A 26,548-nucleotide genomic window follows, 5' to 3' on the forward strand; every position below is an offset into this window, starting at 1 on the left:
ACGGGGGTAACCTCTCGTTCCCCCCTTTTCACCCATTCCATAACCTAAAGAGAAACCCATGGTCTAAGTTTGACCATGGGTTTCTCGACAATCTGGGCGCCCAATAGGGCGCTATTATTTTTGTTCCGACCGGAATGGACCTGGGGCGAAAAATTAACCCATAGACGTATTAGCTTGCGGGCGCTACACTAGGGAAGTCGACAGAGAAATAAACATGGTAGGAGCTTGTAAAACGTGACCTTATCAGATCGTATTCCATCCTGGAAAAAACTTAGCCTTTTTGCCGTGACATGGCCCATTTTCATTGATTCCGTACTTCGGATGATGCTGGGTACGGTGGACGTATTTATGTTAAGCCGCATATCCGACAAGGCGACAGGGGCGGTAGGTTTAGCCAATGAAATTATTTATTTCTGTATTCTGATGTTTGGCTTTGTGGGAATTGGCACCAGCGTTGCGGTTTCCCAGTATATCGGCGCCGGGCGGGAGAAAGAGGCGAGCCGCATCTCGGCGCTGGCGATTACGATGAACCTGATTTTCGGGATTCTCGTTAGCATTGTCCTTTTTCTTTGCGGCGAGCCTCTCCTGCGGCTCATGAACCTGGATCCCGAACAAATCGGGATTGCAAGCCATTATTTAAAGATCATCGGCGGTTTTATATGGATTGAAGCACTCTCTTACGCGGTTTCGTCGGTAATCCGTGCGAGCGGACAAACGAAAAGCGTGATGTATGTAACTCTAGGTGTCAATATCATCCACGTAACGGGAAATTATTTGCTTATTTTCGGAAACTGGGGCTTTCCGGAATGGGGCGTTACGGGAGCGGCGATATCCACGGTCGTCAGCCGTTTGCTTGGCATCGTGGTTCTTTTCTTGATTTTATATCGTCGGGTTCCCTCACCGATTCGTGGAAGGGATTTCGTGACATGGAAGGGCTCTTATGCCAAACAGATTATGAGTGTGGGCTTGCCTGCTGCAGGCGAGCATCTCGCTTGGCAGTCGCAGTACCTCATGATCATGAGCTTTGTCAATATGATTAGCATCACGGCGTTAAACACCCATGTATACGTTATGAATGTATCAAACTATTTTATGGCGCTTGCCATGGCGATCGGGGCCGGTACGGAAATCATCGTCGGACAAATGGTCGGTGCGGGGGAAATGAAAGCGGCGTACCAAAGACTCATGAAGAGTGTGAGGATCAGCTTCGTGTTGACGTTAGCCATTGTCGGTACGGCAGTGATATTCCGGCATGAGCTGATCGGCATGTTCACGAAGGACCCTACTATTATTGCACTCGGAGCGAGTATTTTCTTGCTTTCCATTGTGCTTGAGCCCGGTCGGACCTTCAATATCGTCATTATTAATTCGCTGCGCGCCGCCGGGGATGCACGTTTTCCCGTCTTGATGGGCGTACTCTCGATGTGGGGCGTCTCGGTGCCGCTGGCTTATACGCTGGGCGTTCATTTCGGGATGGGGCTGCTTGGCGTATGGATCGCTTTTACGGTGGACGAATGGCTGCGCGGGGTCATTATGCTGCTTCGCTGGAGAAGCCGGGCCTGGGAGAAGAAAGCGCTCGTGAAGCCTGTTTCCATTTCGGAAAACGGCATGGGAGCGCAAGCTTAAACAGGTATATTTCATCAGAATGTTTTCGCAAGAAGCCACTTCTCTCAAGAGGAGTGGCTTCTTGTTATGCCTTCAGTCTGGAGTTCACGACATACCGATGATTTTATGGCGGTTAAATCGTCTATATTAATGAATCGAATATTATCTAAACCCAAGGAGGTACAATTTATGACTGTAAAACTCACCCCTTATATTACTTTGGAGGGAAAAACAAGGGAAGCTATTCAGTTTTATGAACAAGCCATCGGTGCCAAAGTTCTCTCGATCATTACTTACGGAGAAATGCCGGAAATGCCAAATACTTTTAATGACGATCTAAAGAACCTTGTAGCACACGCAAAGTTACAAGTGGGTGAAGCGGAACTCATGTTTTCTGACGCTCCAGGGGGTTCACCTATTGGAAACGGAAAACGGGTAACCATTTGCATTACAACGAACGACGTGGAAAAATCAAAACGAATCTATGAAGCCCTTCGGCAAGACGGTCAAGTCAATTTGCCGTTTATGGAAGAACCCTTTAGCCCTGGATTTGGTGATGTAACTGACAAATTCGGAGTAACCTTTCAAATTTATACGGAAATTCAAAACTAAATTATGGATAAAGAGTTGCCCCAAATGATGGTGCGACTCTTTTTTTGCACAGTTTGGATCTAATCGTCGGAGCGGGAAATTATTACCCTTGAAGAAAAAGAGAGCTTTATCGTCTTTGGTCTTGGTACTGAGCTCAAGAGCGATTACACGGACTATGCTGGCATCAACAAGGAAAAGTCGAATTCGTTACGTTTTGAACTAACAGTCGGATTCCAAAAAAAACTTTAGTTTATCCTATATATCTTTAATAATGCAGATGGTTGGCAAATCCATTAATAAATATAATAGTAGCAAAAATAGTTATAGCCAGGAAAGGGAAGCTTAATATGATTCCGTTAGATGACGTAGACAAATGGTATCCATTAGTTAATGAGCGTGCACAACGTTTTTTGAGCGAGCAAGAACGGGAGCAATATCGCTCCCTCCCGCAAAACGAGGTTGAACACCAGCTTAAACTGTTGCTGGAGTGTCCGATTGCCCACTTTACCGTTGTAAATGAAGTTTACTTCAGAGCGCGCTGGGCGGAGGTTTTTGAAGCGCTGCAGCTGGGAGATGACCTGACATTATTGGAGGTGGCTTCCGGTGATGCAGATATGGTTCCCCAGGTCATGGCACGAACCCATCCGAACAGTACATACATAACGGCCAATATGAATAAAAGCCTCACCGCCAGTTTGCTGCAGAAAACGCTGGGCCTTCCCCTGCATATGAAAATCATAGAGGAAGATGCCGCTTATCTCGAAAAACATCTGCCTTCCGGGTCAGTGGATATTATCGTTTTTCAGCATGCGGTCAATGATATCATCCAGGCGATTCTGTGCGAACAGGCTGGAATCGACACCATCCATACGGATTGGATGGAAACTTTGCCGGCCATGATCAAACTTCTTCAGCAGGAGGTTGCCTCAGGTACACTCGAGGTTCATGCCAGGCAGCCTTTTATCGCCTTGATCCACACTTTATTGAAATCTCTGCGGACTGATGGCGTTATCGCTATGAATCATTATATGTTCCAACTGGATCTTGACTGGGGCTACCCGGCAGATTTGTTTGAGAATATCATCCCTTTGGCCAGACGCTGGCTGAACGGGATTCAGGGTTGCGAAGAGATTTTTATTCCCGGTTTTGACCGGCAATGGTGGATCTTTTTGCAAAAAAGATAAGGATGAGTCCGTTTGACAGTGTTCGAAAAGAAACCTGCGGAAAGCTATCTGGGACCAGAAGAAATCTACTATATTGGTAAAAAGAGAAAATTCCAGTAAACGAGACTAAAGAGGGATGCCAAGGCATCCCTCTTAGGTGTCACTTCCAATTTTGCGCATATTCTAAAATTAGGATTGAACCCTTCAAATTGTCGATTCTAAAGTTAAATGTAATCCAGTTTCATCTTTTAATCATTAATGAATATCCAGCCCAATTTACCCGGAACTATAGACTAGCAACGGTAGTATTTTGCAAATACTTGACTGGAGGGTAAATTTTGGTTATTATAATGTCAGTCACTACTGACAGACATTATGCCTATTCTACAGAAGGGGAGCTGATCATGCATCAAACTAAACAAGTGAGTGCGGAGAAATTGTTACGTGCTGCGATCGATCTGATTTCGGAAAAAGGCTATAACGGCGTCACGACGCAGGAAATCGCCACAGCCGCCGGATTAAGCGAAAAGACACTGTTTCGACATTTCGGGAGCAAACAAAATCTACTCGAATCCGCGCTTGAACGTTTTCAGTATGCCGAAGAGATGCAAATCCTCTTTAGCGAGAAGCTTGTATGGGAGTTAGAAAGTGACCTCCTATCCATAAGTAAAAAATACCATGAGATCATGAATCGTGACCGAAAGCTGATACAGATAGCCATAAAGGATGAAGTCCATATTCCGGGCTTTAAAGAGCGTCGGTTGCAACATCCTCGCCAACTATTGTCGTTTCTGACAGAATACTTTAACAAGATGGATGAAAAAGAAAAAATAGTTTGTTCAAATCCAACCATGCAGGCATTCACATTCATGATGGCGCAATATGGTGCGTTCATTAATGATTTGGATGCCGGAAACAACTATCCTGGTATCCGTCTGGATCAGTTCATACAAGAGAACGTGAATATCTTCGTAAGGTCTCTAACTCTTCCCAAAGTACAATGTGAAAAGGAGCTGCAAAAGAAATGATGAACGAGGAAGTTTCCGCATTTATCGAGAACCTTAGTCAACCATGGCAAATCGAGATCAGCAACCAACTGCGCCAGATGGTACATCAGGTGATTCCGGAAGCCGAAGAACGCATTCAATACAAAAAGCCCCATTTCCTGAAACATGGACATTATGCGGCGGTTATTTCCCCATCGAAAGATGCCATTGCATTCATGATCATGAATGCTTCCGGCCTTACGTTTCCGAAAGGATTTGAGGGGCCGGACGAGAGGAAATGGCTAAAAATCCGCAAAGAGGATACACCGGATTACGATCTCCTGGCCAATCTGCTGGTTCAGGCTTCAAGCACTCTGTAGCATGGATTGATTACGGAAGTATGGCCATCCCCCTCATGCAAGTTGCCAAATCGATGCTGGATATGGGAACCGGCGGTGGTGAGCTGTTGTCGATGTTGAGGCCGTGGCCGAAATCCGTTTGCGCCACCGAAGGCTATCGGCCGAATTTGTCCGTCGCCAAGGAACGATTTGAGCCGCCGGGTGTGACTGTCCTTTTTGTGGAGGATGACGAGCACCTTCCTTTTGAGACCAAATATGAACAAGGCCCTTCCGTTCCTTATTCGGGAAGGGAAGGGCTTGGCCGCATTAATGATTATGAGGGATGTGATTATTGGCAGACTGCCCGGATCCTTCCGGTTCATCTTTCATATCGGCAACTTTTATCACGGGGTATGTTTTAACCGCTCGGTCCAAAGTATGCTTCTCCATCAGTTTCCCATCCAAGATAACCGCGGAGATGCTTGTCGTGTTTCGAATGTCCTCCAGCGGGTTCTTGTCAAGCAGCACGAGATCGGCGATCTTTCCTTTTTCTACGGTGCCCAGTTCCTGCTCTCTCTCCAAAAACCGCGCCGGATTCAGCGTTGCCGTTTGCAGGGCCTGCAGCGGGGTGAGGCCGCTTTTAACTAGCAGTTCGAGTTCATCATGCAAGGATACACCGTATATAAAGTTAGACATTTCGAAACTGGAGTCGGTGCCTGCGAGCATAGGCACACCGGCATCGTTCAACTTTTTGACCATGCCTGGCGTTGTGGAATTGATGGCTGCCATTAACTCCATTTGTTCGGGAAGAGTGGCGCGAATCACTTCGGCCCATTGCTTCTGCACGGCAGTCGGCACGTATTTGGACCGTGGATCGATTTCGGTTTTGGCCGAATTCAAATAGGTAACAATGGTCGGTACGGGCCAGACTCCCTTTTCTTTGAATTTGCGGAACAGCTTGTTGGCCTTTACGGAGTCATAGGATTCGGAGGCCTTGATCTCTGCCAGCGAATAACCTAGCAAATCGCTCATGTCGGCATTCTTGAAAATATCGTCTTCGATGCTCGAAGTGGCAATAAACAAACCGTGCAGATGTTCTATGTTCTTGAATCCCAGTTGAGCGGCTTCGCTGGCCCGTACCTCAACCGGCAAATGACCGCCCACCGGCAAACCGTACTTTTGGGCCTCATCCATGACCGCCAGAAACAGGGGACGCGGCAACCAAGAGTATACCTTGATATGATCCGCTCCTTTTGCCGCATTGATACGGACGGCTTCGCGTGCTTGTTCCTCTGTTTTCAAGTAGAACATGTGGGGGGCCTCGTCTGCCGGACCTCCATCTAGGGTCGAACCTGCATAGACAAGACGTGGGGCCGGCAAACCGGCTTGAATACTTCTTTTCCACAGATCGATGTTTGTAAGCGCTGCCCCCATCTCCCTTACTCCGGTCACTCCGTTCGCCAGAAAGAGCGGGAAAGCATCTTTATAGTTATCTTCCAGATGGATGTGCATGTCCCACAGACCGGGAATGACGTATTGGCCCTTAGCATCCCGTACTTGCGCGTAATCGGGGATGGCCGTTTCTCTGCTGTTTCCAATGTGACTGATCTTATTATCCTTAATGATAATCGTCTGATCGTCGATTAACTTTCCGGAACTTACGTCCACGATCGTCGCATGCTGAAGCACCAGCGTCTGCCTAGTCGCAGGCTCGATGCTGGCATAACCGGTACCTGTACCTCCCGCTAACGCAATCAATAATGCTATGAACCCTAATAGGGACTTCCTGAAACTGCTCACTTTCCTCGTTAAACTCATCTTTGTCCTCCTCGTAGAAATGAATGCTATCAACCGATATAACTTGATTGTAGAGTGTGAATCCTGCTTTTTTATTAATCGTTCCTTACAAAAAGCTTACAGATGAAAAGGGTGGAAGGAAGCCGGGTTGTCACCGTTCGGAATCTATGAGTTAATAGATTCAAAACGTTCGCGGAGGGAATTCATGTCGGGGAATCATGTACTGCTTGTCGAGGATGATCGATCCATCAGTGGAATGGTGGGGCCTTATCTGGAAAAAGAGGGCTATCGCATCTCGTATGCATACGACGGTATGGAGGCAGAGCGCCTGTTCGCGGCGCAGCCTTCCCGGTACGATCTGGTCATTCTGGATCTCATGCTGCCGCGCAGAAGCGGCATGGAGGTGCTGCGGGAGATCCGGAGCGTTAGCTTGGTGCCCGTTCTTATCCTGTCGGCCAAGGACGGTGAGGTGAACAAGGCGCTGGGCCTCGAATTGGGCGCGGACGATTACGTAAGCAAGCCCTTCTCGCTAATCGAACTGACCGCCCGCGTGAGAGCGGCCATTCGCCGCTCCAATTATGCCGTGCCGCTCGGCCAGGCTGTGGATTCGCCGGAACAAGGCGAGGTCATTCGGGTCGGAGGTATCGTCATGAACTTGGAGACGTACGGCGTCGAGCGGGACGGCCAGCCCGTGAAGCTGACGTCCAAAGAGTTCGGCATCCTGAAGCTGCTCGCGGGGCATCCGGGCCGGGTATATACGAAGGCCCAGATCTACGCGTCTGTCTGGAACGATGCCTTTTACGGCGACGATAACATCATTAACGTACATATGCGTCGTTTGCGCGAGAAGCTGGAAGCGGATCCGTCCGACCCTCAATACATCAAGACGCTGTGGGGCCTCGGGTACAAGCTGGAGGCGGATCGGCCATGATCTGGTTCTTCGTGACTTCCACCGCGCTGCTCGGCATTGCCGTGATCGTGCTTTGGGCGCGTCAGCGCAAACGAAGCAGCCAGTTCGCCTATATTCACGGCAAGCTGAACTCTATCTTGGATAAAGGCACGAACGAGCGGCTGATGATATTCGACAGCGATGCTCAGGTAGAGCAACTCTTGATTGCCATGAACCGGTTGCTCGACCAAGCGCATCGGGCAGGAGCGCGCTACGCCAATCAGGAGATCGAGATTCGCCGCATGCTGTCCAACATCTCGCATGACCTGAAGACGCCGCTGACGGTGGTGCTGGGTTACAGCGAGATTCTTCTTCATGACCACCGCGGACTGGCTGAGCGCGAGCGGGAAGCGATGACGGTCAATATCCATGACAAGGCGCAGGAGGTGCTCCATCTCGTACATTCCTTCTTCGACCTGGCCAAGCTGGAGGCAGGCGATACCGAGATGGTGCTGACCCGCGTGAATGCCAGCGAGCTATGCCGCTTGAAGCTGTTGTCCTTTTACGACATGCTTGCGAGCCTGGGAATGGGGTTAGAGGTGTCCATGCCCGACGAAGACCTGTATGTCATGGCCGATGCGGAGGCGTTGGAGCGCGTGCTGGATAACTTAATCACGAATGCGATGAAGTATGGGGCCGATGGCAAACTGCTGGGATTGATGCTGGAGCGGTCGGACGAAGGGAAGGTTGCCATCCAGGTGTGGGACAAAGGCAAAGGCATCCCCGAGAATGAGCACCATCGAGTCTTCGAGCGAATGTATACCCTGGAGGATTCGCGCAATCGCCTCTACCAAGGCAGCGGACTCGGTCTGACCATTACGAAGCGGCTCGTTGAGCGCATGGGAGGCACCATCGGCTTGCACAGCGTGCCCCGCGAGCGGACCGTGTTCACGTTTTTCCTGAAGTCCGCCTAGCAAAGGAGAGCATGGAACGATGACATACATAGCGCGTACGATTGGAGTAACGAAGGCGTACGGGGGCACGGAGGTGGTGTCCGACGTCTGCATGAACATCAGGCAAGGCGAAATCTACGGATTTCTCGGGCACAACGGGGCAGGCAAAACGACGTTGATGAGGATGCTAACCAACCTGGTCAAACCGACCGCGGGCGAGATCGAACTGTTCGGGGAGAAGCTTACGCCCCATTCGTACGAAGTGCTGAAACGCATGGGCAGCGTGATCGAGTATCCGTTTTTCTATGACGGCCTGTCGGCCCGGGAGAATCTGGACCTGCACTGCGAATATATGGGATTCCCGGACAAAAAGGTCATTGGCGCCATGATGGAACAGGTGGGCCTGAAGGATACGGGCAGGAAGCCCGTCCGGGAATTTTCCCTCGGCATGAAGCAGCGGCTTGGCATAGCCCGCGCATTGATCACGACGCCGGAGTTGCTCATTTTGGATGAGCCGATCAACGGTCTGGACCCGGCAGGCATCAAGGAGCTGCGCGATCTTCTCAAGCGCCTTAGCGCCGAATACCGGATCACGCTGCTCGTTTCGAGCCACATTCTCGGCGAGATCGAGCAGATTGCCGATACGGTCGGCGTCATTCGCGGAGGGCGGCTGATCGAGGAAGTGTCGATGGAACGCATACGCGGACAACACAACGAATACATCGAGCTCCGGCCGACCGACGTCCGCAAGGCGGCATACGTCATGGAGCATCTGCTCGGACTAAGCAATTACAAGCTGGTGGGCGAGCATACGTTGAGGGTTTACGATCCGGGCGTGAGTCCTTCGGAGCTGAATGCGAGCCTCGTTCGCTACGACGTCGCGATCGAATCGATCTTCAAACGGGCGCACTCTCTGGAGGATTACTTCATGAACCTGATGAAGGGAGGGGGCGACGTTGCTTAAACTGATCTCGCTGGAACTCCGGAAGTACCGGTTTGCCCGTCATATCGGCTATGCCGCCTTGGCCGACCTGGCGATCCTTCTGTTCCTGACCTTGCTGGGCCTTACCGATTATGGAGCTGAGGATTACGCTTATGCCACTTATCCGGAGTCGTTCATGTTGATCGATACCTTTGTCAGGGCAACCTTCATGATATTCGCCGGAGCGCTGATCTCAAGAATGATTGTCGGGGAATACAGGAACAAAACGGTGAGCGTGCTCTTTACGTATCCGATCAAACGTCGTAAGCTGATCGCTGCCAAATTGGTCATCATCTTCGTTTTTACGTTCGGAATGATCCTGTTCACCGACGTGTTGATGGGTTTCGTTTTGGTCGCCGTGGATCGCTTCTATCCCTTCATTGCGGATTCGTTGACGATGGAACAGGTACGAGTGCTGCTGCTCGAGTACACCGTCAGTTCGCTGTCGGCTGCCGCGATGTCCCTGATTCCTTTGTTATTCGGCATGCGCAAGCATTCGGTAACGGCCACCATGGTCTCCTCCATCCTGCTGGTGCTCATCGTAGACTCCGGCTTTAGCAGACCTTTGGTATCCATTAACTCCATCATCGCGATCCACCTGTCGCTTGGAGCCGCCGGCTTGTGGATTGCCTGGCTATCGATGTTTCGTCTGGAGATGAAGGACGTGAACTAGGGCTGCGCAGAGAGAACCGTAGCTAGTTTTACTTTTGCGAGGAAAGAAGGTGCTCCCGATGGCGAAATGGGATAACATGCTGTCCATGCTTTGGATGCTGCGATCCGGAAGGAAGTTCACCGCCGCGCAGATCGCGGACAGTTTGGAGATCAGCGTCCGCACCGTGTACCGGTATATCGACGCGCTATGCGCCAGCGGCGTGCCGGTCGTCGCGGAATCGGGCCATGACGGCGGCATTCACATTCTGGAAAGCTTCAAGGAGACACCACTGTTCTTCAACTCCGTAGAGCTGAAGGCGCTTGTGGACGCGTTTAAATTTACGCAAGGCGCCGGCTACCCGTATACGGAAGAGCTGGAAAGCGCGTTGAAGAAGGTGGAGAACGGGCTGCACGATGAGCAGCGCCACGATCTGTCCCGTCAGACGAGCGGCCTGGATGTGATTTCTCCGGCGCGTCCGCCTTCCGTCGTTCCGCTGCTCAGGGACCTGGAGCAGGCGGAGAAGGACGGGCGGACGGTCCTCATTGCCTATCGCAAAGAAAATGCGGGGCAGGCCGACGACCGTGAAGTCGATCCGTACGGGTTGGCTTACGACCGGAACGAATGGTACGTAGTCGCGTTCTGCCATCGGTCGCAGGCGGTGCGGACGTTCCGTGTGGACCGTATCGCGCGCTTGGAGCCGACCGAAGCGCGGTTCGAAAAGCCGGAGCGTTTCTCCGCATCCGCGTATTTCCGCGATCAGTCCGAGCGGGAACGGGAGGCGGACGGACCGCTGACGGTCATCCGCATCGAGGGAGAGCAAGACGCCCTGAACGCAGTTTGCGGCCACTGGCATCTGCGCCACTATTTGAAGGAACGGACTGATCGGGAGGCGCGGTTTCTGCTCGACATCCCGACGGTGAACAAGTACCTTCCGACGTATCTGCTGATGTTCGGTACGGCCATTCGTATTCGCGAACCGCTGGAGCTGAAGATTCGGATCCGGGAAATGGCACACGGAATCGCAAAACATTACGAAGACGATCCCGATTGAACTTCGCTGACAACGGTTGTCAGCGAACCCGGTTTACGATAGAGACAAGGCTGCGGTAATGGCTATCAAAGGATGACGATAAAGGAAAGGTGAATTCATCATGCTTCAACACTCGCAATTGTACGAATATCATGTTTGGGCGAACGACCGGCTTTTCGCCCACCTGGAGCAGCTTCCGAAGGATGCGTTTCATGCGGAAGTGACAAGCGTATTCCCGTCCGTGTCGCAAACGTTAGGGCACATGTACTTGTTCGAACAGCTCTATATGTACGTGCTCGCGGAAGCTCCGAACGACGACATTTTTCCGAAGATTCCGGCCTGGACGGAGGAAACGCAGGGCAAAACCTTGGAAGAGATACGGCAGCTGTTCGCCGGCGTCGCTGAACAGTTTCGCGATTTGCTGCGGCGTACGCCCGATCCGGATAAGGCGATGACGATCGAGCATCCGAAGTACGGCCGTCTCGATACGCATTTCTCCGACATCCTGCGGCATGTGGTCAACCACGGGACGTATCACCGGGGCAATGTGACCGCAATGCTGAGGCAGCAAGGGTATGCCGGTGTCCCGACCGATTATATGTTCTATTTATTGGAACGGCAGGAAGGTCAGCGGTAAACGGGGGAAACGAATAGGATTAGGCATTGGAGGGGCGCCCAACGGGGGTGCCTTTTAATTTTGCTCAATAGTTGGTATGCTGCACGATCCTATTAGGCAAGAATAATCTTTCTGGAGGAATTCGTGGTAGGAAGGGGGATTAAAATCCGGTTAGCTATAGCTGATAACTATAACCAGCTATAACTCTTTGGTAGAACGTTATAGTCAATCGGATATGCTATATTAATTTTAAATTATTATACGAGGAGATTAAACTATGAGCATTCAAACCGAACCTAAAAAGCGAACTGTTACTCCATTCCGATATGATATCGTGGGCAGCTTTTTGCGTCCCCGCGCGTTGAAAGACGCCAGATTAAAATTCCAGAACGGCGAAATTACCGCTGAGCAGCTGAGGGAAGTGGAGAATGACGAAATCGTCAAGCTTGTGAAGAAACAAAAAGAGGTTGGCCTTCAAGCTGTAACCGACGGCGAATTCCGCCGCTCCTGGTGGCATCTGGACTTCTTTTGGGGATTTGAAGGTGTGGAACGGACCCTCATTGATCAAGGCTACCGATTTAACGGCGCCCAGTCCAGACCCGAAACGGCCCGCCTGACCGGCAAAATAAGTTGCAGCCGTCATCCTTTTGTTTCGCATTATGAATTTTTAAAAGTAGCTGCAGGCGAGGACGTCGTTGCGCGTCAATCGATTCCTGCGGCGGCGCAGTTCCTGTTCGAGCTCGACCGGGCGGAAAATCAGGATAGCACGAAGGAAATATACCCGAATCGGGAAGAACTTGTCTCGGATATTGCCAAAGCGTACAGAGCCTCGATTCTTGACTTCTATGATGCAGGCTGCCGCAGCATCCAAATTGACGATTGTACGTGGGGAGCGCTTTGCGACGAACAGTTTATGGCCTTCATGAAGCAGGCCGGCGTGAACGTAGCCGAATATGCGCGGGAATTTGCGAAATTGAACGAGGAAGTTGTATCCGGTCTGCCGGACGATCTCGTTGTAACGACCCATGTATGCCGCGGCAATTATGTTTCGACTTATGCCGGGGTAGGCGGAGGTTACGAGCCTATCGCGCAAACGCTCCTGAGCATCGATAACTATTCCGGCTACTATCTGGAGTTTGATACCGAACGGGCCGGCGATTTCAAGCCGCTTCGCTTCCTGAAGGACGATCAGCAGGTCGTGCTTGGCTTGTTTTCATCCAAAATTGGCGTGCTTGAAAGTAAGGAGGATATTCTGAAGCGCATCGAGGAAGCGAAGCAATACGTCGATCTGAATCGGATTTGCCTGAGTCCGCAATGCGGCTTTGCTTCCACGGAAGAGGGCAACCATCTGACAGAGGAGCAGCAATGGCGCAAGCTTGCTTTTATTAAAGAAATTGCCGAAGAGATCTGGAAGTAATCAGTAGGTCGAAGTGCGACACGGGCATCCGTGTAACGAAGAAGCATGCCGCGTAGCTTATCATTTTTTTTCTTTGTATTTAATTCCTCCACCGCTAAATACAGTCGTATTATCTGAATGCTTATTAAGGTCATTGAATCGGTTCATTTTGGCATCAAGACTAACCGCATTTAGTTTACCGATTAACATAGCTATACCAATCAAGAAGGGGATAAACAGCAGCAGGGGAAATTCTTCTATGCTGAAAATTTCAAAGATTATATAAACAATTAATGGATATCCAAGCAATAAAGAAACTAACACTATAAAATATTTTGAAGTAAAGAAAGATTCACTGCTTTTCTTTATTAATTTGTTAATCTTCTTTGTGCCACCTAATTTCTCTAGGGTAATGGCAAAAGCGTCAGAATAGGATATCCCTTGCTTAGTTAGCTCCTTAATCGAAGTCTGAAAATGATGCTCCAAATTCCTTTTTAGTCTAAGTGTTTTGCTATTTAAATTTTCGGGAAAAAGCACCTGAAGCAATCTTTCAAGTTCATTCATTATAGATCCCCTCATTTTCAACAGCGTAATTCCAGTGCATTTCAGTTAAATGTATACAGTAATTATACACAGAAACTCCTTCATTTGGGAGTTTTCCAACATATAAGTTCTAGTCGAATAATGTGGAAAAATGTTGAAATTTTTCTGACTTATACTGTATATTACTAGTGATAATGTGCAGCGCCTGTTGTGGTTGATATTTCCAAATAAAACTAATGTGGTTAGCGGGCCTTTCGAGGTTACACAAACTAGTTTTCCCGGAAATATTACAAACAAAGAGGTGCGATTAATGAAAAGTTATGAATTCCCGCAAAAGGCAAAAGAAGGACTTAACAGAATCACGGGTTTATTTAACGGCAAGTTGCGAAATAAAATTATTGTTTTGTTTCTAGTTGTGGCATTACTCCCGTTAGTTGCGATATCCGGTTACATCTTTAACCAGACTTCATCGGAACTTATCAATAAACAAAGGGAGAGTTACGAAAAGCTGGTTACCAGCACAAGCAACACCGTGGACCAGTATATCGGACAGCGGATGGCGGAAGTACAAATCCTGGCTTCTACATCGGATATAAAGTCGACGGATTTAGCGGCAAAGTCCAGATTTCTTAAAAACTTTACGGAAAGCACCCAGGTTTTTGACGGCAATACGTTTACCTCCACGGACGGCGTTGTTTCTGCGGATACGTATGAGAGCAATATCGGGGTGGATCTGAGCGAACGGGGCTACATTAAGGATGGTTTGCAAGGCAAGTCTTCCTATAGCGAAGTGGTGGTCGCGAAATCGACCGGTAGCCGTTCCATTATTGTAGCGACACCGGTAACGGGAGAAGACGGTAAAGTCATGGGTGTCCTTACCGGGTTGGTCAACTTCGAAGCATTTATGAATAAGTACACGGAAGAGCTGCATATCGATAACGGAGCGGGCTATCCTGTTGTTGTAGACTCGAAAGGCGTGATCCAGCTCCACCCGAGCAAAGAATTAATCGGGAAGGCCGTCAGCGAATCCGGAGTTGCGCCAGGCCTGGCGGATATTTTGCAATCCAGACAGACAAGCTCCGGTTCCGTTACGTATCAAGAGGGGGGGAAGACATTTGTCGTTGTCTACGCCCCGATTCAGCAGTCCGGATACGGACTGTATCTTCATCTCCCGCTGACGGCCATTACGAAGCAGGTGGATTCCGTTAAAACGGATGTTATGATCGTGGTCATATTGGTCATGCTGGTAGTCAGTATCATTGCTTATGTCATAGGCAGACAAATATCCAGACCGATCACGGAAGTTGCTTCCATCGCGGAGCGCATCTCCGCGGGGGATTTGACGGTGTCGCCGTTGAAAATACGTACTCGGGATGAGGCCGGTCAGTTATCCCGTTCCGTTAATGTGATGGTTGAGAATTTGCGCAGCTTCATTTCGAAGGTCCAGGTTACGGCGGATGAGGTTGCTACGTCTGCTGAAGAGCTTTCCACGAACGCCGAACAAACTAGCCAAGCAGCCCAGCAAATCGCCTCGACTATCGAGCAAATGGCTGAAGGCACGGACAAACAGCTTCATGATGTCGAAGCGAGCGTCAATTCTATCACAGAAGTTGCTGAGGGCGTACAGCAAGTTTCCGTTAATGCGCAGCAAGTGACGGATTCTGCAATACACACCTCCCGCACGGCCGGCGAAGGAAATCAGGAAATTCAGACCGTGATTGCGCAGATGCATTCCATTAAAGAGACCGTCACCCGGATGGCGGATATCATATCCAACCTGGGCGCAAGATCAACCGAAATCGATGAAATGACCAAAGTCATTTCCGATATGGCGAATCAGACGAATTTGCTGTCGCTCAACGCAGCCATTGAAGCCGCCCGTGCAGGGGAGCATGGTCGGGGCTTTGCCGTTGTAGCGAGCGAAATCCGTAAATTGGCGGAACATTCGGCTAATTCGGCAGGACAGATCGGGCTGCTCATCTCTACCATTCAAAGCGAGACTCATCATGCCGTCGAAGCGATGGGCAAGGGAACCAAGGAAGTGGACTTGGGTATGGAGGTTGTTCACAGAGCGGGTGAATCGTTTGAGATCATCCAGCAATCCATTAATCATGTAACGGCTCAGATTCAAGAGGTTACCGCGTATTCCCGGCAGATCCAATCCAGCACCGGGCAAGCCGTCGAGATCGTCAGCCAGATTTCCGAAGTGGCACAACATTCTGCGGACGGCACGAAGGATATTTCGGCCGCAGTGCAAGAACAGTTGGCGTCGATTGAGGAAGTCAACCTGTTCTCAGGCTCCTTGGCCAAAATGTCCGAAGACCTGCAAAACATCGTAAAAGAATTCAGACTGTAGAAAAGCAGCCAGTCGCCGATGCATCATCGGCGACTGGTTATTTAGTTTTGTTTGAGTATGATTTTAGCTGTCATTGATTTGCAATAGACCTTTTCAATCATTAGCTTGGCAGGAAACGACTTCCTGATACAAATCTTCTACTTCTTTTAGTAAATCAGGTATCCAATTCTCCGATCCGGGGATGATATCTGTCCCACCATAAGCAAGCCAGTGTAATGTCTTTATCAGCCAACATAGACCGCCTATTCGCAATTGCCAGTTCAGATGGTCAACTGGATAGTCAGTTCCCGCGGCGTATGCCGAAATCATCTCTTCTCTCGTTAGTTTGCTTCGGGCGCACACTTCCTTAATCAAGCAATATAAGTCGCCGAGATGAGGGCTTAAAAAGGCTGAGGACCAGTCAATCGGCATCATGCCGTTTTCTTCTTGAATCACAAGATTCTTGGCGTGATAATCATGATGTACTATCGAGACAGGTACCGTCTGATAGAGTCTTTCCAAATGATGAGGTAATACGGTTTTCACTTTCAATAAAACTTCTGTTTTCGCCGCTAATTGGTTCGAATTCAACAGATCGTCCAGGAACTCCAGGAAGTTTTCCTTTGAAACGGTGTAATGATCGACGATCTTCTTAGGGATCTTGTCCAGGTTGGCTGCTGCTCTCGCTCTTAGTCTGGCTAATTCTCGCGTTGCCTCAAGAAAAAGAGCAGGCTGCGGCCGCTGTTCCAAATCTTTGTTGCCCGCATCTTCCATAATTATTACTCCGCTGTTCTTCAGTTGGGCAAATTCAAAAATCCGTGGGGCTTTGATTTGTAGCGGATGCACTAAATTTCGGTAAATCTCGGCTTCTCCCGCCATCTCACTCCCGCCCCATTTAATTATGCGTGCCTCACCTGTTGCGAACTTTATTCTGTAGACTTCAGAGAGAGCCCATTTCCTTAACAGCGACCATTCGGTAACCTCATTCAACGAGGGGATCGTTGAGCAATAATCGGAAAAACATTCAGGAATCATTACGGCCGTCCCTCCCACACCATAGGCTTACGAAACACATTTTTACATATATGGGGAAAAAGATATAGACTTATAATTCTCCTTTAAGTATGATGTTGAATAGGGTCTTGAAAAATTTCAGGACTCTTTTTTATTTTTATATGGGCCAAGTAAAAGCTATCCCAAAAAGGATTGACGGGAGGAATTCAAATGAGCTATGATTTGATGGCTTTCGAGCCGTCCAAGGCGCCGAGGGAAAGGAAGGCGTTTATGGATTGGTACGATCAGAAAGTGAAATGGTCGGAAGACCATAACTATAATGATCCTTCGGTCTGCTCGGAGGCGCTGCAGCGATTTTATAGTGAGCTGTCTGAGCATTTTCCCAATATGAACGTAGATGATGAAATTTTTGAAGCTATGGAGGAAGCCGGAACCGATAACCGGTTGACCGACTACTCGCTCGGCTCCGCCGTCATCTATGCGGCTTTCGCTTATTCCGTGGCTGAGGAAGCTTATACGACCATGCGGGAATTGGCTTTAAAACATAAGGTTGGATTTTTTGACGTCAGCAGCAACGACGGCGAAATCATCTTTCCCTGAATTGAAATTTATGCTGACCGAAAGGCGGCCTCTTGGATTAAAAATAGATTCTTCGGGCCTTCTCGCCGAAGAATGGGGTCACGTTCTTAAGCCCAGGGGTTAGAGCGAATGTCGGAGAGAAAGTCCTGGGTTTAAATTCGTATAACGCATGATCTAACTGTAAAGGAGTTCCCCATGAATACGCAACAACGCAAGCTGGTTTTTTCCATAACCGTCCTGTATACGATGTTGATTCTGTATTTTATTTTCTTCGCTTTCGGCAGAACAGGTACCGTTGAGCACATGACCGGATACACTTTTATTTTTTTGCCGGACAATTTTTACAAGCTGCCAAGCGTTTCCGATCTTCTGCATCCTACGCTAATGGATTTCGTGGGGTTTGGAAATACCGTAGCTTTCATCCCTTTCGGCATCTTGATTCCGATGCTATATCGGACCCGCTTTATTCGATTTATTTCCTTGTTCTTCCTATCCATTCTCGTGGTTGAAACCATACAGGCCTTAACTTTGCTCGGCAGCTTTGATATGAACGATGCGATTCAGAATTCTTTGGGCGCGGCGGTCGGATTCGGGGCATATAAATTTGGAGTTCGTACAAACAACGTGTGGAGAAATATGATCACTATAGGCGTTTCCATGATCGTCCTTCTGGCGGGGTTATGGGTGGCCTGCGGGCTGGTAGACAAAGCGTTCACCAAACACGAAGGTCCCGTTGTAGCTCTAAATGAACTGAAAGATAGCTCCGGCGATACATCCACTGGAACCGATCTGTACAGTTTTAAAATTGGCGGACAAAACATAGAACCCCAACACAATGTCTTTAGCGCCGGCGGCAAAAAGGTGGAGACGTACACGTATGCGTTAGGCAAAAAGCAGCTTGTTCTTTCCGGGTACTATGGTATTCCCGATGATCCAAGCGGGGATTTTTCCGGGAGCATAAGCATTTCGGTGGATGGTCATGAACTACTTTCCAATTCTGAAGAATATCAACGCCGCGAGCCGGAAAAGTTTGAGATCCCCCTCGAATCGGCAGGCGAGCTGAGTATCACTCTAGAGGGAAATGAGCAGCTTTGGGATATCGGATTCAGGGAGATGAAGTATTTCTGGAACTGAGCCGGGTGCCTGGTCGCCGGAGAAGAGGTTTTTCGGCATAGCGACTTTTATCACTGATTAAATCATCACATCGCAAGTAAGATGTTAAAATATCAGAACGGCAACAGAACTTCATTAACTTCATAATTCGCAAGCTATGATTGCTATGGATCACACTATAGCAGGAGCAGCTTCTGGAGAGACTGCGGGATTTCCGCGGCGCCGAAGGGTTCACAATCTCAGGCAAAAGGACAGAAGAGTACTGAATATTTATTTGTCATGCTGATCGCTATCGCTATTAGCAGGGCAGATACTATTTAATATTCTTTATGAACCGGGAGATTGGATGACATCCGATCTCTTTTTTGTTTGTACCAAAGTAATGTATACATTAAGGGGGAATTAGGTATGGCACAACCGGAATTAAAGAGAGAGCTGGCCAATCGTCATGTTCAACTCATCGCCATCGGAGGCACTATTGGTACGGGATTATTTTTAGGTTCGGGCAAAGCGATCCAGCAGGCCGGTCCGTCCATCATGATTACATATCTGATCGTGGGGATCGCCGTATTCTTTGTGATGAGGGCGCTAGGGGAACTGCTGTTGTCCAAAGCGGGTTATCAATCGTTCACGGACATTGCCGAAGACTATCTCGGACCGCGGGCCGCATTCATTACCGGCTGGACCTATTGGTTTTGCTGGATCATGACGGCGATGGCGGACGTTATCGCGGTGGGCGTATACGTACAATATTGGTTCGATATCCCGCAGTGGGTACCGGCCATCATCTGCCTGATCATTTTATTGGGGCTCAATCTGTTAACCGTAAAAAATTTTGGAGAACTGGAATTTTGGTTTGCGTTAATCAAAGTCATCACGATACTCGCCTTAATCGGCATTGGGATCATTTTGCTGATCATGGGATTCAAGACGGATGCAGGATCGGTCACGGTAACAAACCTCTGGAAACACGGGGGCGTTTTTCCGAACGGTATTACAGGATTCCTATTTTCTTTTCAAATGGTGGTCTTCGCTTATGTCGGCGTGGAATTGGTGGGCGTATCGGCAGCGGAAACCTCCAATCCGGAAAAAAACATCCCATCGGCGATCAATAAAATACCGTTGCGGATTTTGTTTTTCTACGTTGGCGCTCTTTTCGTCTTGCTGTGCATCAACCCATGGACTCAACTCAATGCCTTCGAAAGTCCTTTTGTGAAAACCTTTAGTTTGGTAGGGATTCCGCTTGCCGCAGGCATTATTAACTTCGTCGTATTGACTTCGGCCGCTTCCGCCTGCAACAGCGGGATGTTCTCGACAAGCCGGATTCTTTATAATTTGAGCAAGAACCGGCAGGCCTCGCCTCACTTCGGAAAATTGAATAAAAATCATGTGCCGGGCAACTCGCTATTTATTTCCACGCTGGTCATCTCCGCGGGGGCTCTTTTGAGCAAGCTCATTCCGGAGCAAGCTTTTGGAATCGTGACTACCATAAGCGCCATTTGTTTCATCTGGGTTTGGGGCGTCGTTCTCGTATGCCATATCAAATATAAGAAAACCCGGCCGGATTTGCAGGCTAAGTCGAAATTCAAGGCGCCCTTCACGCCGGCCGTGAATTATGCCGTCTTGACGTTGTTTGCCGGGATTCTCATTATAATGCTAATCGCTACAGAAACGCGTCCGGCTTTATTGTTTACGCCTCTATGGTTTATTCTATTATTCATCTTGTATTCGATCGGAAGCAAAAAGGGAAAGAGCAGTCAGGATCAGAGCATGACCCATTCATGAGGTATGTCTATTGTTGTATGAAAACGGATAGGGAAAGGCACCCGAGAAGGGTGCTTTTCAAGTGACCTCGTTTATTCAAAAGTTACCTCTTCCTGTTGAAGAAAGCCAAAGAGCCCCGGCGAAAAGGGACTTTGGGGTCAAGCGTCGAAGAAAGAGATTATATAAACGAAGGGACGATAATAAATCATGAAAATCATGAACTTGACATCGGTGCCTGCCGAATATCTAAAGTCAGTTAATGAAGAGCTTCAAGGTACGGTTCAAGAGGTCTCCTATGAGGTAAACAACTATATTCATTTGTCGCGACAGCTTGTAACAGATCGGAACATCGATATCAGGTCAGCAGGAAGAGAAACCGTTGCGGGTGATGCCATATTGAAGAAATGCAACATATATTTGCCTGCGGGTTATGACCCGGATGACACTACTGTCAGATATAATACATTGTATTTGCTTCATGGAGTAGGCGGGGACCAAAATGATTGGTTAAGCGGCAACGGTAAGGTTGAAGGACGATTTATTGTTTGCAATATATTCGACAATCTCATCGCAAACGGCGATATCGATCCGCTGATCATCGTGTTTCCTAACGGAAGAAGCGCGCATGACTGGACGGATAGTTCCTTCAATTCCGAGGGAACCAATTTACTGGGATTTTATTACTTCGACTATGAGCTGAGGTATGATCTGGTTCCATTTATAGAGTCTAACTACAAAACCTACGCGGATATAACAGACAGATCACCTGAGGGAATCTTATATAACCGCACGCGCAGAGCTATCGCCGGGCTTTCGATGGGGGGAATGCAAGCCCTGAATCTGATTCTCGGCGGTTACAGATATGATTCGACGCGATTCACTGGAACCAAGAGTTCCTGGGACAACGGGCTGGATAAAACGGTGCTCGCGCCTGGAATGATAGATTTATTTACTTATGTCGGGGCTTTTTCAAACGCTCCCACGTCGAGTGACGGCAAGGTTCTTGGAACAAGTCTCGCATCATGCAATTATGAGCTCCACTTGCTGTATATGACCTGTGGAGATGCCGATGATGTCGCAATTGCCAGCTATGCAAATTCGATAGATGGCCTTTTAGACCAAGCAGGTAATCATCTCCATCATTATTATCAAATTCTGATTAAGGATGGTTTGCATGATTTTAATGTTTGGAATAATGGTGTCTACAATTATAGTCGATTGATATTCAGGAATGGCGATGAGGATCAAATGCCCGATGTTGTTCGGAAGACGCTTTAACCGCACGGAAAAAGCAGTCACGATAGGAGCAATTCCATACACAGTAAGGACGAGGAAAATTAGCACAGGATACTCTTTTCCATTTGGAAAAGGGTATCCTGTTTTTTTCTGGCAGCGGCTAGTATTAGTATTCTTATACCGATATTTTCCTTCTTATGGATCTGTGACAAATTTCTCAAATTGTGATTCAAATCCTGATTGAATTTTTCTTAGTGGGATAGGATGGGGTCAGTTAGTCAAACACAAAGAGCCAATAGGAGGGCGAGTGAAAGAGATGAATAAAATCGATATAGCCAAGGACATATACTGGGTAGGAAAAATAGACGATCGTGAGGTGCCGTTCCACCGTTTGATTCTCGCTAAAGGGACGACGTACAATGCTTATTTGCTCAAAACAGCCAAACCAACCGTGATCGATACGGTAGATATGGAATTTGGCCGGGAGTTTGTTGAGTATTTGAGTGAATTTATTGACCCGAATGACATTCAATATATCGTTATTAATCATACGGAGCCTGACCACTCCGGAGGTCTAGCGGCACTTGCAGGCAGAGCGCCTAATGCAACGATTGTGTGCACGGAATTAGCGGTTAACGAGTTAAAAGAAATGTATAAGCTTCATTCGAGAAACTTCCTGGTTGTAAAGGATGGCGACACGCTGGATATCGGCGGCAAAACCTTGAAATTCAAAGAAACCCCTTACCTGCATACGGAAGAAACGATGATTACGTATTGTATCGAGGATAAAATTTTGTTCCCTTGCGATATTTTCAGTACACATGTTGCGACAACAGGGTCTCTCTTTGCAGATGAAGCCGGTCATGATATTACGGAGGACTTTGTCGGCTACTATAATGCGATCATTCATCCGCATCGCAGATACGTGCGTACATTGATTCAGGCCCTGGAGGATCTGGATGTGCGAATGATCGCCCCTTCACACGGCTATATTTTGCGGACAGACATTCAGAAATATATAGACCTCTATGCCACTTTAAGCGCAAATACCGTTGATAACAAACGAGTAACTATCGTGTATACAACGATTAAGAACAATACGAAAAAAGTAGCGGAGCAGCTGAAGCATTTCTTTGAAGAGAACCAAATTCAGACTACGGTATTTAATTCGGATAAAACAGATAAAGCGGAGATTATCGCAAGTATTCAAGCCGCGGATGCCGTATGGATCGGAAGCTCAACCAAATATGCAGATATAATCGGGAACCTGGAAGAGTTGCTGATGGATCTGAAGGAACTGAATTTGGAGGGCAAGATTGCCGCAGCCTTTGGTTCTTATGGATGGAGCGGGGAAGCTATCGAAGTCATTCAGGACTATCTATTGCAGACGAATATGAATGTACAAACTACTTCCCAAGTCATCAAATCAACGGGGATGACGCATGTCGAGTTCCCGGTCCGCGTCCGGTTTGCCCCTAAAAATGAGCAGTCGAAAAAAATCGAGCACGCCGCGGCCTTTGTCACCGATTTGCTGCAAAGCGCAATCTAAATGGTTAAAACGAGGGAGGGTGAAATCATGACGAAGAACTATTGTATCATTGGAACGGGCGTCGCTGCGGTCAACGCGGCAAAAGCTATTCGGGATCAAGACCCGGAAGGGAATATCCTGATCTTCGGATCCGAAGATTCGCTACCTTATAACCGCATTAAATTGTCCAAGGATTTATACGGCGATTTGCGCAGTGAGAAAGTGTTGATCAAGAAAGAGGCGTGGTACCAGAAGCAACAAATCCGGACGTTCCCGAACACAGCCATCACGCAAATTGATGTGAAAGAACAAGTTTTAGTTACTTCTGCAGGCGAGCGTATCTCCTACGATAAGTTGCTTATATGCACCGGGGCGAAGAACCGGAAGCTGCCGCTTCCCGGTTTCGACAAGCAAGGGGTATATACGATCCGTGAAATGCATGAGGCAGAGGCGTTCAAGACCTATATTGAAGACAAATCAAGCATCGTGAATATCGGCGGAGGCATTCAAGGATTGGAGACCGCATGGTCGATCGTGAAAGCCGGCAAAAAAGTAACCATACTGGAAGCTGCCCCCCGGCTGATGGCCAGACAATTGGATGAACAAGCGAGTTCCATTCTAAAACAGAAGATGGAGGCGGCAGGCGTAGATGTCCTGTTGCGGGCGGCAGTTCAGCAGGTTGTAGGGGAAGAAGCCGTAGCAGGGATCCAAGTCAATGAATCAACGATACCTTGCGACAGTGTCATTTATTCCATCGGAGTTATTCCGAATTTAGACCTTGTTGCGAACACGCCAGTAACCACCAAACAAGGAATTGTCGTCAATGACTATATGGAGACGAATGTTCCTGATGTATATGCGGCAGGAGATGTTACCGAGTGGAATGGTGCGGTTGAAGGCTTATGGGACCGTGCGATGGATCAAGGGAAGGTAGCGGGCAAGAATATGGCCTTCCAAGGGACGGAAGTCTATCGGAAGACGATCCCGTTGACGGTGTTTAACGCATTCGATCTTGCCTTATTCTCTATGGGGGTTGTCGATGAGTCGCAGTGTGATACCACCTTGGTTGAAGAAGACGCTGCTGCCGGTAAATACACGAGATTGTTCTTCGCGAATGGAACCCTTGTCGGCGTTATTTCATTTGAAAGTGTCGTTGCGGCAGCGCCGTATAAATCAGCGATTGAAAATCAAGTATCTTTGGCTGGACTGGACCTGAAGACGTTGTCGATTCAAGACGTAATGACCGTGATCAAAGAGCGGCTTGCAACACCAATTACTGCGTAACGAATATAAAGGAGACGATGAACATGGAACCGATGAAAAAATACATCTGTATCCCTTGTGGATACATTTATGATCCCGCTGTAGGAGATCCGGACGAGGATGTTGAGCCAGGCACTGCATTTGTGGATTTGCCTGAAGATTGGGTCTGCCCTGTATGCGGGGAAGACAAGGATCAATTCGAAGAGGTTCCGGAGCAATAGGATCTATACGATGTGATGAATTACTCTTAGCCATAGACGCCTCCCGCCTATTTGTAGGATACAAATTCCAGGGAGGCGTTTTTGTGCAGTTTGTGCTTATAAACACAAAGTCACCCCCATTCCCATGGTATATTATTCTCGCTGATACTCATTATCATCGGGAGTGACTGGGATCTAAAAGAACGATGTACTATTTCGAATTAGGGTGGTGCCTATATGAAAGAACATTCCTGTAACCATGATCCAAACCGGAGGAAGGCTCCTTGCCCCAAGAAGGTTCCGATTTTTCAAGCTTTGTCTGATGAGGAGATCCTGAAGATTGCGCAAATGACCAGACATATTCAATATAGTAAAGGACAGATGCTGTTAAATGAAGGCGAGAAATCGGACAAATTGTTTATCGTCAACCACGGGCAAGTCAAGGTCTCCAAATTTACGATAGATGGTAAGGAACAAATTCTATATCTGCTGACCAGCGGGGAATTTTTCGGAGAGCTGCATTTATTTAACCCGGATGAAACCCATAATTTCAGTGTTTATGCGATTGAAGATACTGAAATATGCTTGTTAACAAAAGAATCGATGGACCGGATTATGGAGGATAACCCCGAAATTTCAATTAAGCTATTAACGGCGGTGACCCAAAGGCTGGCTCATACAGAGAATTTGGCGCAAAATCTGGCAACGAAGAATTCAGAGGTACGCGTAGCGCATATGATTCTGGAATTTTGTCAGAAATTCGGCAGAGATCGTAAAGAGGGAGTGTTGATCGAATTGCCGATTTCGCGTGAGGAAATGGCTAGTTATGTCGGGGTTACCCGGGAGACGATTAGCCGAAAACTCAGCAAATTCGAAAAATTAGGGTTCATATCCTTATCCGGTAATAAACAACTACTCGTCAAAAAACACAATGCTCTGCGCGAATATATTCAGTGACATAACAAGCATTTACATTGCGATTTATTAGGTTAGGATATCAGAACGGCAATAATCAATTCATGAGGCTTGGAAAGGCATCCTGTGGGGTGCCTTTTGATTTTGTTCTATGGATGATAGGCTGAATCGTATCAAAAGTGGCTCATGAGTGAGCCTTTTTGTTTTTCGATAATAGGGTGTTCGCCAAATGCCGGGCGAACACCAAAGTGTTACGCTATAATACAAGCATCAAGATGTTTGAAGCCAATCTTCATACGAAAAGAAAGGAGCGACCATATGTATCGGGTTGCCATATGTGATGATGATGGGCAGCAGAGGGAACGGGTCAGGCGAATGTTGCTCGCTTTATCGGTTAAAAGCGGGATCGAATTCGCTGTTGCTGAGTTCGAGTCGGGCGAACGATTGATTGAGCATTACGAGAATCAGGGGGATTCCTTTCATATTCTTATCCTTGATATCGAAATGGATGGATTGAACGGTATTCAGACCGCGCGGAGGCTGAGGGAGATGAAACGGCACCAGGAACAGATCGTCTTCCTGACGAGTTATGCCGAATATATGCTAGAAAGCTTTGATGTGGTCACTTTCCAATATCTGATTAAGCCGATCGAACCGGGAATCTTCGAGGCGAAGATGCTGAAATTATGTCTGTATTTTCAAGAGCGAGAGCAGGAAATTCTGATCATTAAATCGGTGTATGAGGAGATCGTGCTGCGGCAGGAAGATATTATCGCCATTGAAGCGGCCAAAAGTTTGACGGTGAAGAGCAAGCTCATTTTCACGACGGTCGATGCCATCCATGAAGGCAAGGGATTGATCTCAAGCTATGCCTCGGCACTGAAAGACAGCCGATTCCTGCAGATTCACCGCTCCATTCTGATTAACCTTATCCATGTTCATAAGTTTGCCGGCGGCAAAGTCGTCATGTCGAACGGAATGGAACTGCCGATTGGACGGTCCAAGATCAAGGAAGTGAAGGATGCTTGTACTAAATTTATGGTTATGAAGGTGGACTGAA

At 48.1% G+C, this 26,548-nt stretch carries 25 protein-coding genes, 2 pseudogenes and 1 riboswitch; of the genes and pseudogenes, 24 read left to right on the forward strand and 3 right to left on the reverse strand.

Going from position 1 to position 26,548, the window contains the following annotated elements; genetic code table 11:
- Window positions 1-234: 234 nt before the first annotated feature.
- The 7 genes and pseudogenes from DFP94_RS17440 to DFP94_RS26105 all read left to right on the forward strand — a co-directional run.
- Entirely contained in the window at window positions 235-1,626 is a 1,392-nt protein-coding gene (locus DFP94_RS17440; protein ID WP_114497758.1) for an MATE family efflux transporter, read from the forward strand.
- Window positions 1,627-1,794: 168 nt separating this feature from the next.
- Entirely contained in the window at window positions 1,795-2,217 is a 423-nt protein-coding gene (locus tag DFP94_RS17445) for a VOC family protein (RefSeq protein ID WP_114497759.1), read from the forward strand.
- A 78-nt stretch (window positions 2,218-2,295) separates the two neighbouring features.
- Window positions 2,296-2,400: pseudogene (locus DFP94_RS26100) on the forward strand (transcriptional regulator); the annotation flags it as partial.
- A 143-nt stretch (window positions 2,401-2,543) separates the two neighbouring features.
- The gene (locus DFP94_RS17455) at window positions 2,544-3,380 is read left to right on the forward strand and encodes a hypothetical protein (RefSeq protein WP_114497760.1); all 837 of its coding nucleotides are present in this window, start codon (window positions 2,544-2,546) and stop codon (window positions 3,378-3,380) included.
- A gap of 383 nt (window positions 3,381-3,763) precedes the next feature.
- Entirely contained in the window at window positions 3,764-4,387 is a 624-nt protein-coding gene (locus DFP94_RS17460) for a TetR/AcrR family transcriptional regulator (protein ID WP_114497913.1), read from the forward strand.
- Complete coding sequence (locus DFP94_RS17465) at window positions 4,387-4,725, forward strand: DUF1801 domain-containing protein (protein WP_114497914.1); 339 nt, start codon at window positions 4,387-4,389, stop codon at window positions 4,723-4,725. Before DFP94_RS17460 ends, DFP94_RS17465 begins: the two co-directional genes overlap by 1 nt.
- A pseudogene (locus DFP94_RS26105) lies at window positions 4,722-4,952 on the forward strand (class I SAM-dependent methyltransferase); the annotation flags it as partial. The gene DFP94_RS17465 and the pseudogene DFP94_RS26105, both read left to right, overlap by 4 nt.
- Before the next feature lie 58 nt (window positions 4,953-5,010).
- On the opposite strand, the gene DFP94_RS17475 reads toward DFP94_RS26105, so the two are convergent.
- Entirely contained in the window at window positions 5,011-6,501 is a 1,491-nt protein-coding gene (locus DFP94_RS17475; protein WP_114497761.1) for an amidohydrolase family protein, read from the reverse strand.
- A gap of 184 nt (window positions 6,502-6,685) precedes the next feature.
- Here DFP94_RS17475 and DFP94_RS17480 point away from each other — a divergent pair, with 184 nt between their 5' ends.
- The 7 genes from DFP94_RS17480 to DFP94_RS17510 all read left to right on the forward strand — a co-directional run bounded on the left by DFP94_RS17480 (window position 6,686) and on the right by DFP94_RS17510 (window position 13,019).
- Window positions 6,686-7,411 (forward strand): response regulator transcription factor, encoded by a 726-nt coding sequence (locus DFP94_RS17480; RefSeq protein ID WP_114497762.1) that lies wholly within the window; start codon window positions 6,686-6,688, stop codon window positions 7,409-7,411.
- Complete coding sequence (locus DFP94_RS17485) at window positions 7,408-8,343, forward strand: sensor histidine kinase (RefSeq protein ID WP_114497763.1); 936 nt, start codon at window positions 7,408-7,410, stop codon at window positions 8,341-8,343. Before DFP94_RS17480 ends, DFP94_RS17485 begins: the two co-directional genes overlap by 4 nt.
- Before the next feature lie 19 nt (window positions 8,344-8,362).
- Window positions 8,363-9,286: an ABC transporter ATP-binding protein gene (locus tag DFP94_RS17490; protein WP_114497764.1), complete on the forward strand. Its 924-nt coding sequence runs from the start codon at window positions 8,363-8,365 to the stop codon at window positions 9,284-9,286.
- Window positions 9,279-9,977: an ABC transporter permease gene (locus DFP94_RS17495; RefSeq protein WP_114497765.1), complete on the forward strand. Its 699-nt coding sequence runs from the start codon at window positions 9,279-9,281 to the stop codon at window positions 9,975-9,977. Before DFP94_RS17490 ends, DFP94_RS17495 begins: the two co-directional genes overlap by 8 nt.
- A 58-nt stretch (window positions 9,978-10,035) precedes the next feature.
- Entirely contained in the window at window positions 10,036-11,007 is a 972-nt protein-coding gene (locus DFP94_RS17500) for a helix-turn-helix transcriptional regulator (RefSeq protein WP_114497766.1), read from the forward strand.
- Between the two features lie 100 nt (window positions 11,008-11,107).
- Window positions 11,108-11,623 (forward strand): DinB family protein, encoded by a 516-nt coding sequence (locus DFP94_RS17505; RefSeq protein WP_114497767.1) that lies wholly within the window; start codon window positions 11,108-11,110, stop codon window positions 11,621-11,623.
- A gap of 256 nt (window positions 11,624-11,879) precedes the next feature.
- On the forward strand, window positions 11,880-13,019 hold the full coding sequence (locus DFP94_RS17510) for a 5-methyltetrahydropteroyltriglutamate--homocysteine S-methyltransferase (RefSeq protein WP_114497768.1): 1,140 nt from the start codon (window positions 11,880-11,882) through the stop codon (window positions 13,017-13,019).
- A gap of 60 nt (window positions 13,020-13,079) precedes the next feature.
- On the opposite strand, the gene DFP94_RS17515 is transcribed toward DFP94_RS17510, so the two are convergent.
- On the reverse strand, window positions 13,080-13,562 hold the full coding sequence (locus DFP94_RS17515) for a hypothetical protein (RefSeq protein WP_114497769.1): 483 nt from the start codon (window positions 13,560-13,562) through the stop codon (window positions 13,080-13,082).
- Between the two features lie 289 nt (window positions 13,563-13,851).
- On the opposite strand from DFP94_RS17515, the gene DFP94_RS17520 reads away from it, so the two are divergent.
- Entirely contained in the window at window positions 13,852-15,897 is a 2,046-nt protein-coding gene (locus DFP94_RS17520; RefSeq protein ID WP_114497770.1) for a methyl-accepting chemotaxis protein, read from the forward strand.
- 93 nt (window positions 15,898-15,990) lie between these two features.
- On the opposite strand, the gene DFP94_RS17525 is transcribed toward DFP94_RS17520, so the two are convergent.
- Window positions 15,991-16,911 carry a phosphotransferase family protein gene (locus tag DFP94_RS17525; protein WP_114497771.1) on the reverse strand — a complete coding sequence of 307 codons (921 nt, stop codon included), beginning with the start codon at window positions 16,909-16,911 and terminating at the stop codon, window positions 15,991-15,993.
- A gap of 189 nt (window positions 16,912-17,100) precedes the next feature.
- Between DFP94_RS17525 and DFP94_RS17530 the strand changes: the two genes are divergently transcribed.
- The 9 genes from DFP94_RS17530 to DFP94_RS17570 all read left to right on the forward strand — a co-directional run bounded on the left by DFP94_RS17530 (window position 17,101) and on the right by DFP94_RS17570 (window position 26,547).
- Window positions 17,101-17,490, forward strand: coding sequence for a hypothetical protein (locus tag DFP94_RS17530; RefSeq protein WP_114497772.1), 390 nt, complete (start codon window positions 17,101-17,103; stop codon window positions 17,488-17,490).
- A 174-nt stretch (window positions 17,491-17,664) separates the two neighbouring features.
- Window positions 17,665-18,603 (forward strand): VanZ family protein, encoded by a 939-nt coding sequence (locus DFP94_RS17535; protein ID WP_114497773.1) that lies wholly within the window; start codon window positions 17,665-17,667, stop codon window positions 18,601-18,603.
- A 163-nt stretch (window positions 18,604-18,766) separates the two neighbouring features.
- Window positions 18,767-18,847: riboswitch (glycine riboswitch) on the forward strand.
- Window positions 18,848-18,990: 143 nt separating this feature from the next.
- Window positions 18,991-20,367, forward strand: a complete 1,377-nt coding sequence (locus DFP94_RS17540) for an amino acid permease (protein ID WP_114497774.1) — start codon at window positions 18,991-18,993, stop codon at window positions 20,365-20,367.
- A gap of 186 nt (window positions 20,368-20,553) precedes the next feature.
- Window positions 20,554-21,624 (forward strand): alpha/beta hydrolase, encoded by a 1,071-nt coding sequence (locus DFP94_RS17545; protein ID WP_114497775.1) that lies wholly within the window; start codon window positions 20,554-20,556, stop codon window positions 21,622-21,624.
- 274 nt (window positions 21,625-21,898) lie between these two features.
- The gene (locus DFP94_RS17550; RefSeq protein WP_114497776.1) at window positions 21,899-23,131 is read left to right on the forward strand and encodes an FprA family A-type flavoprotein; all 1,233 of its coding nucleotides are present in this window, start codon (window positions 21,899-21,901) and stop codon (window positions 23,129-23,131) included.
- Between the two features lie 27 nt (window positions 23,132-23,158).
- On the forward strand, window positions 23,159-24,394 hold the full coding sequence (locus DFP94_RS17555) for an NAD(P)/FAD-dependent oxidoreductase (RefSeq protein ID WP_114497777.1): 1,236 nt from the start codon (window positions 23,159-23,161) through the stop codon (window positions 24,392-24,394).
- 32 nt (window positions 24,395-24,426) lie between these two features.
- Entirely contained in the window at window positions 24,427-24,594 is a 168-nt protein-coding gene (gene rd, locus DFP94_RS17560; protein WP_114497915.1) for a rubredoxin, read from the forward strand.
- A 216-nt stretch (window positions 24,595-24,810) separates the two neighbouring features.
- Window positions 24,811-25,530, forward strand: a complete 720-nt coding sequence (locus DFP94_RS17565; RefSeq protein ID WP_114497778.1) for a Crp/Fnr family transcriptional regulator — start codon at window positions 24,811-24,813, stop codon at window positions 25,528-25,530.
- A gap of 276 nt (window positions 25,531-25,806) precedes the next feature.
- Window positions 25,807-26,547: a LytR/AlgR family response regulator transcription factor gene (locus DFP94_RS17570; RefSeq protein ID WP_114497779.1), complete on the forward strand. Its 741-nt coding sequence runs from the start codon at window positions 25,807-25,809 to the stop codon at window positions 26,545-26,547.
- The last annotated feature ends 1 nt before the right edge of the window (window position 26,548 follow it).

This window comes from Fontibacillus phaseoli, from assembly GCF_003337355.1.
Taxonomy (GTDB): Bacteria; Bacillota; Bacilli; order Paenibacillales; family Paenibacillaceae; genus Fontibacillus; species Fontibacillus phaseoli.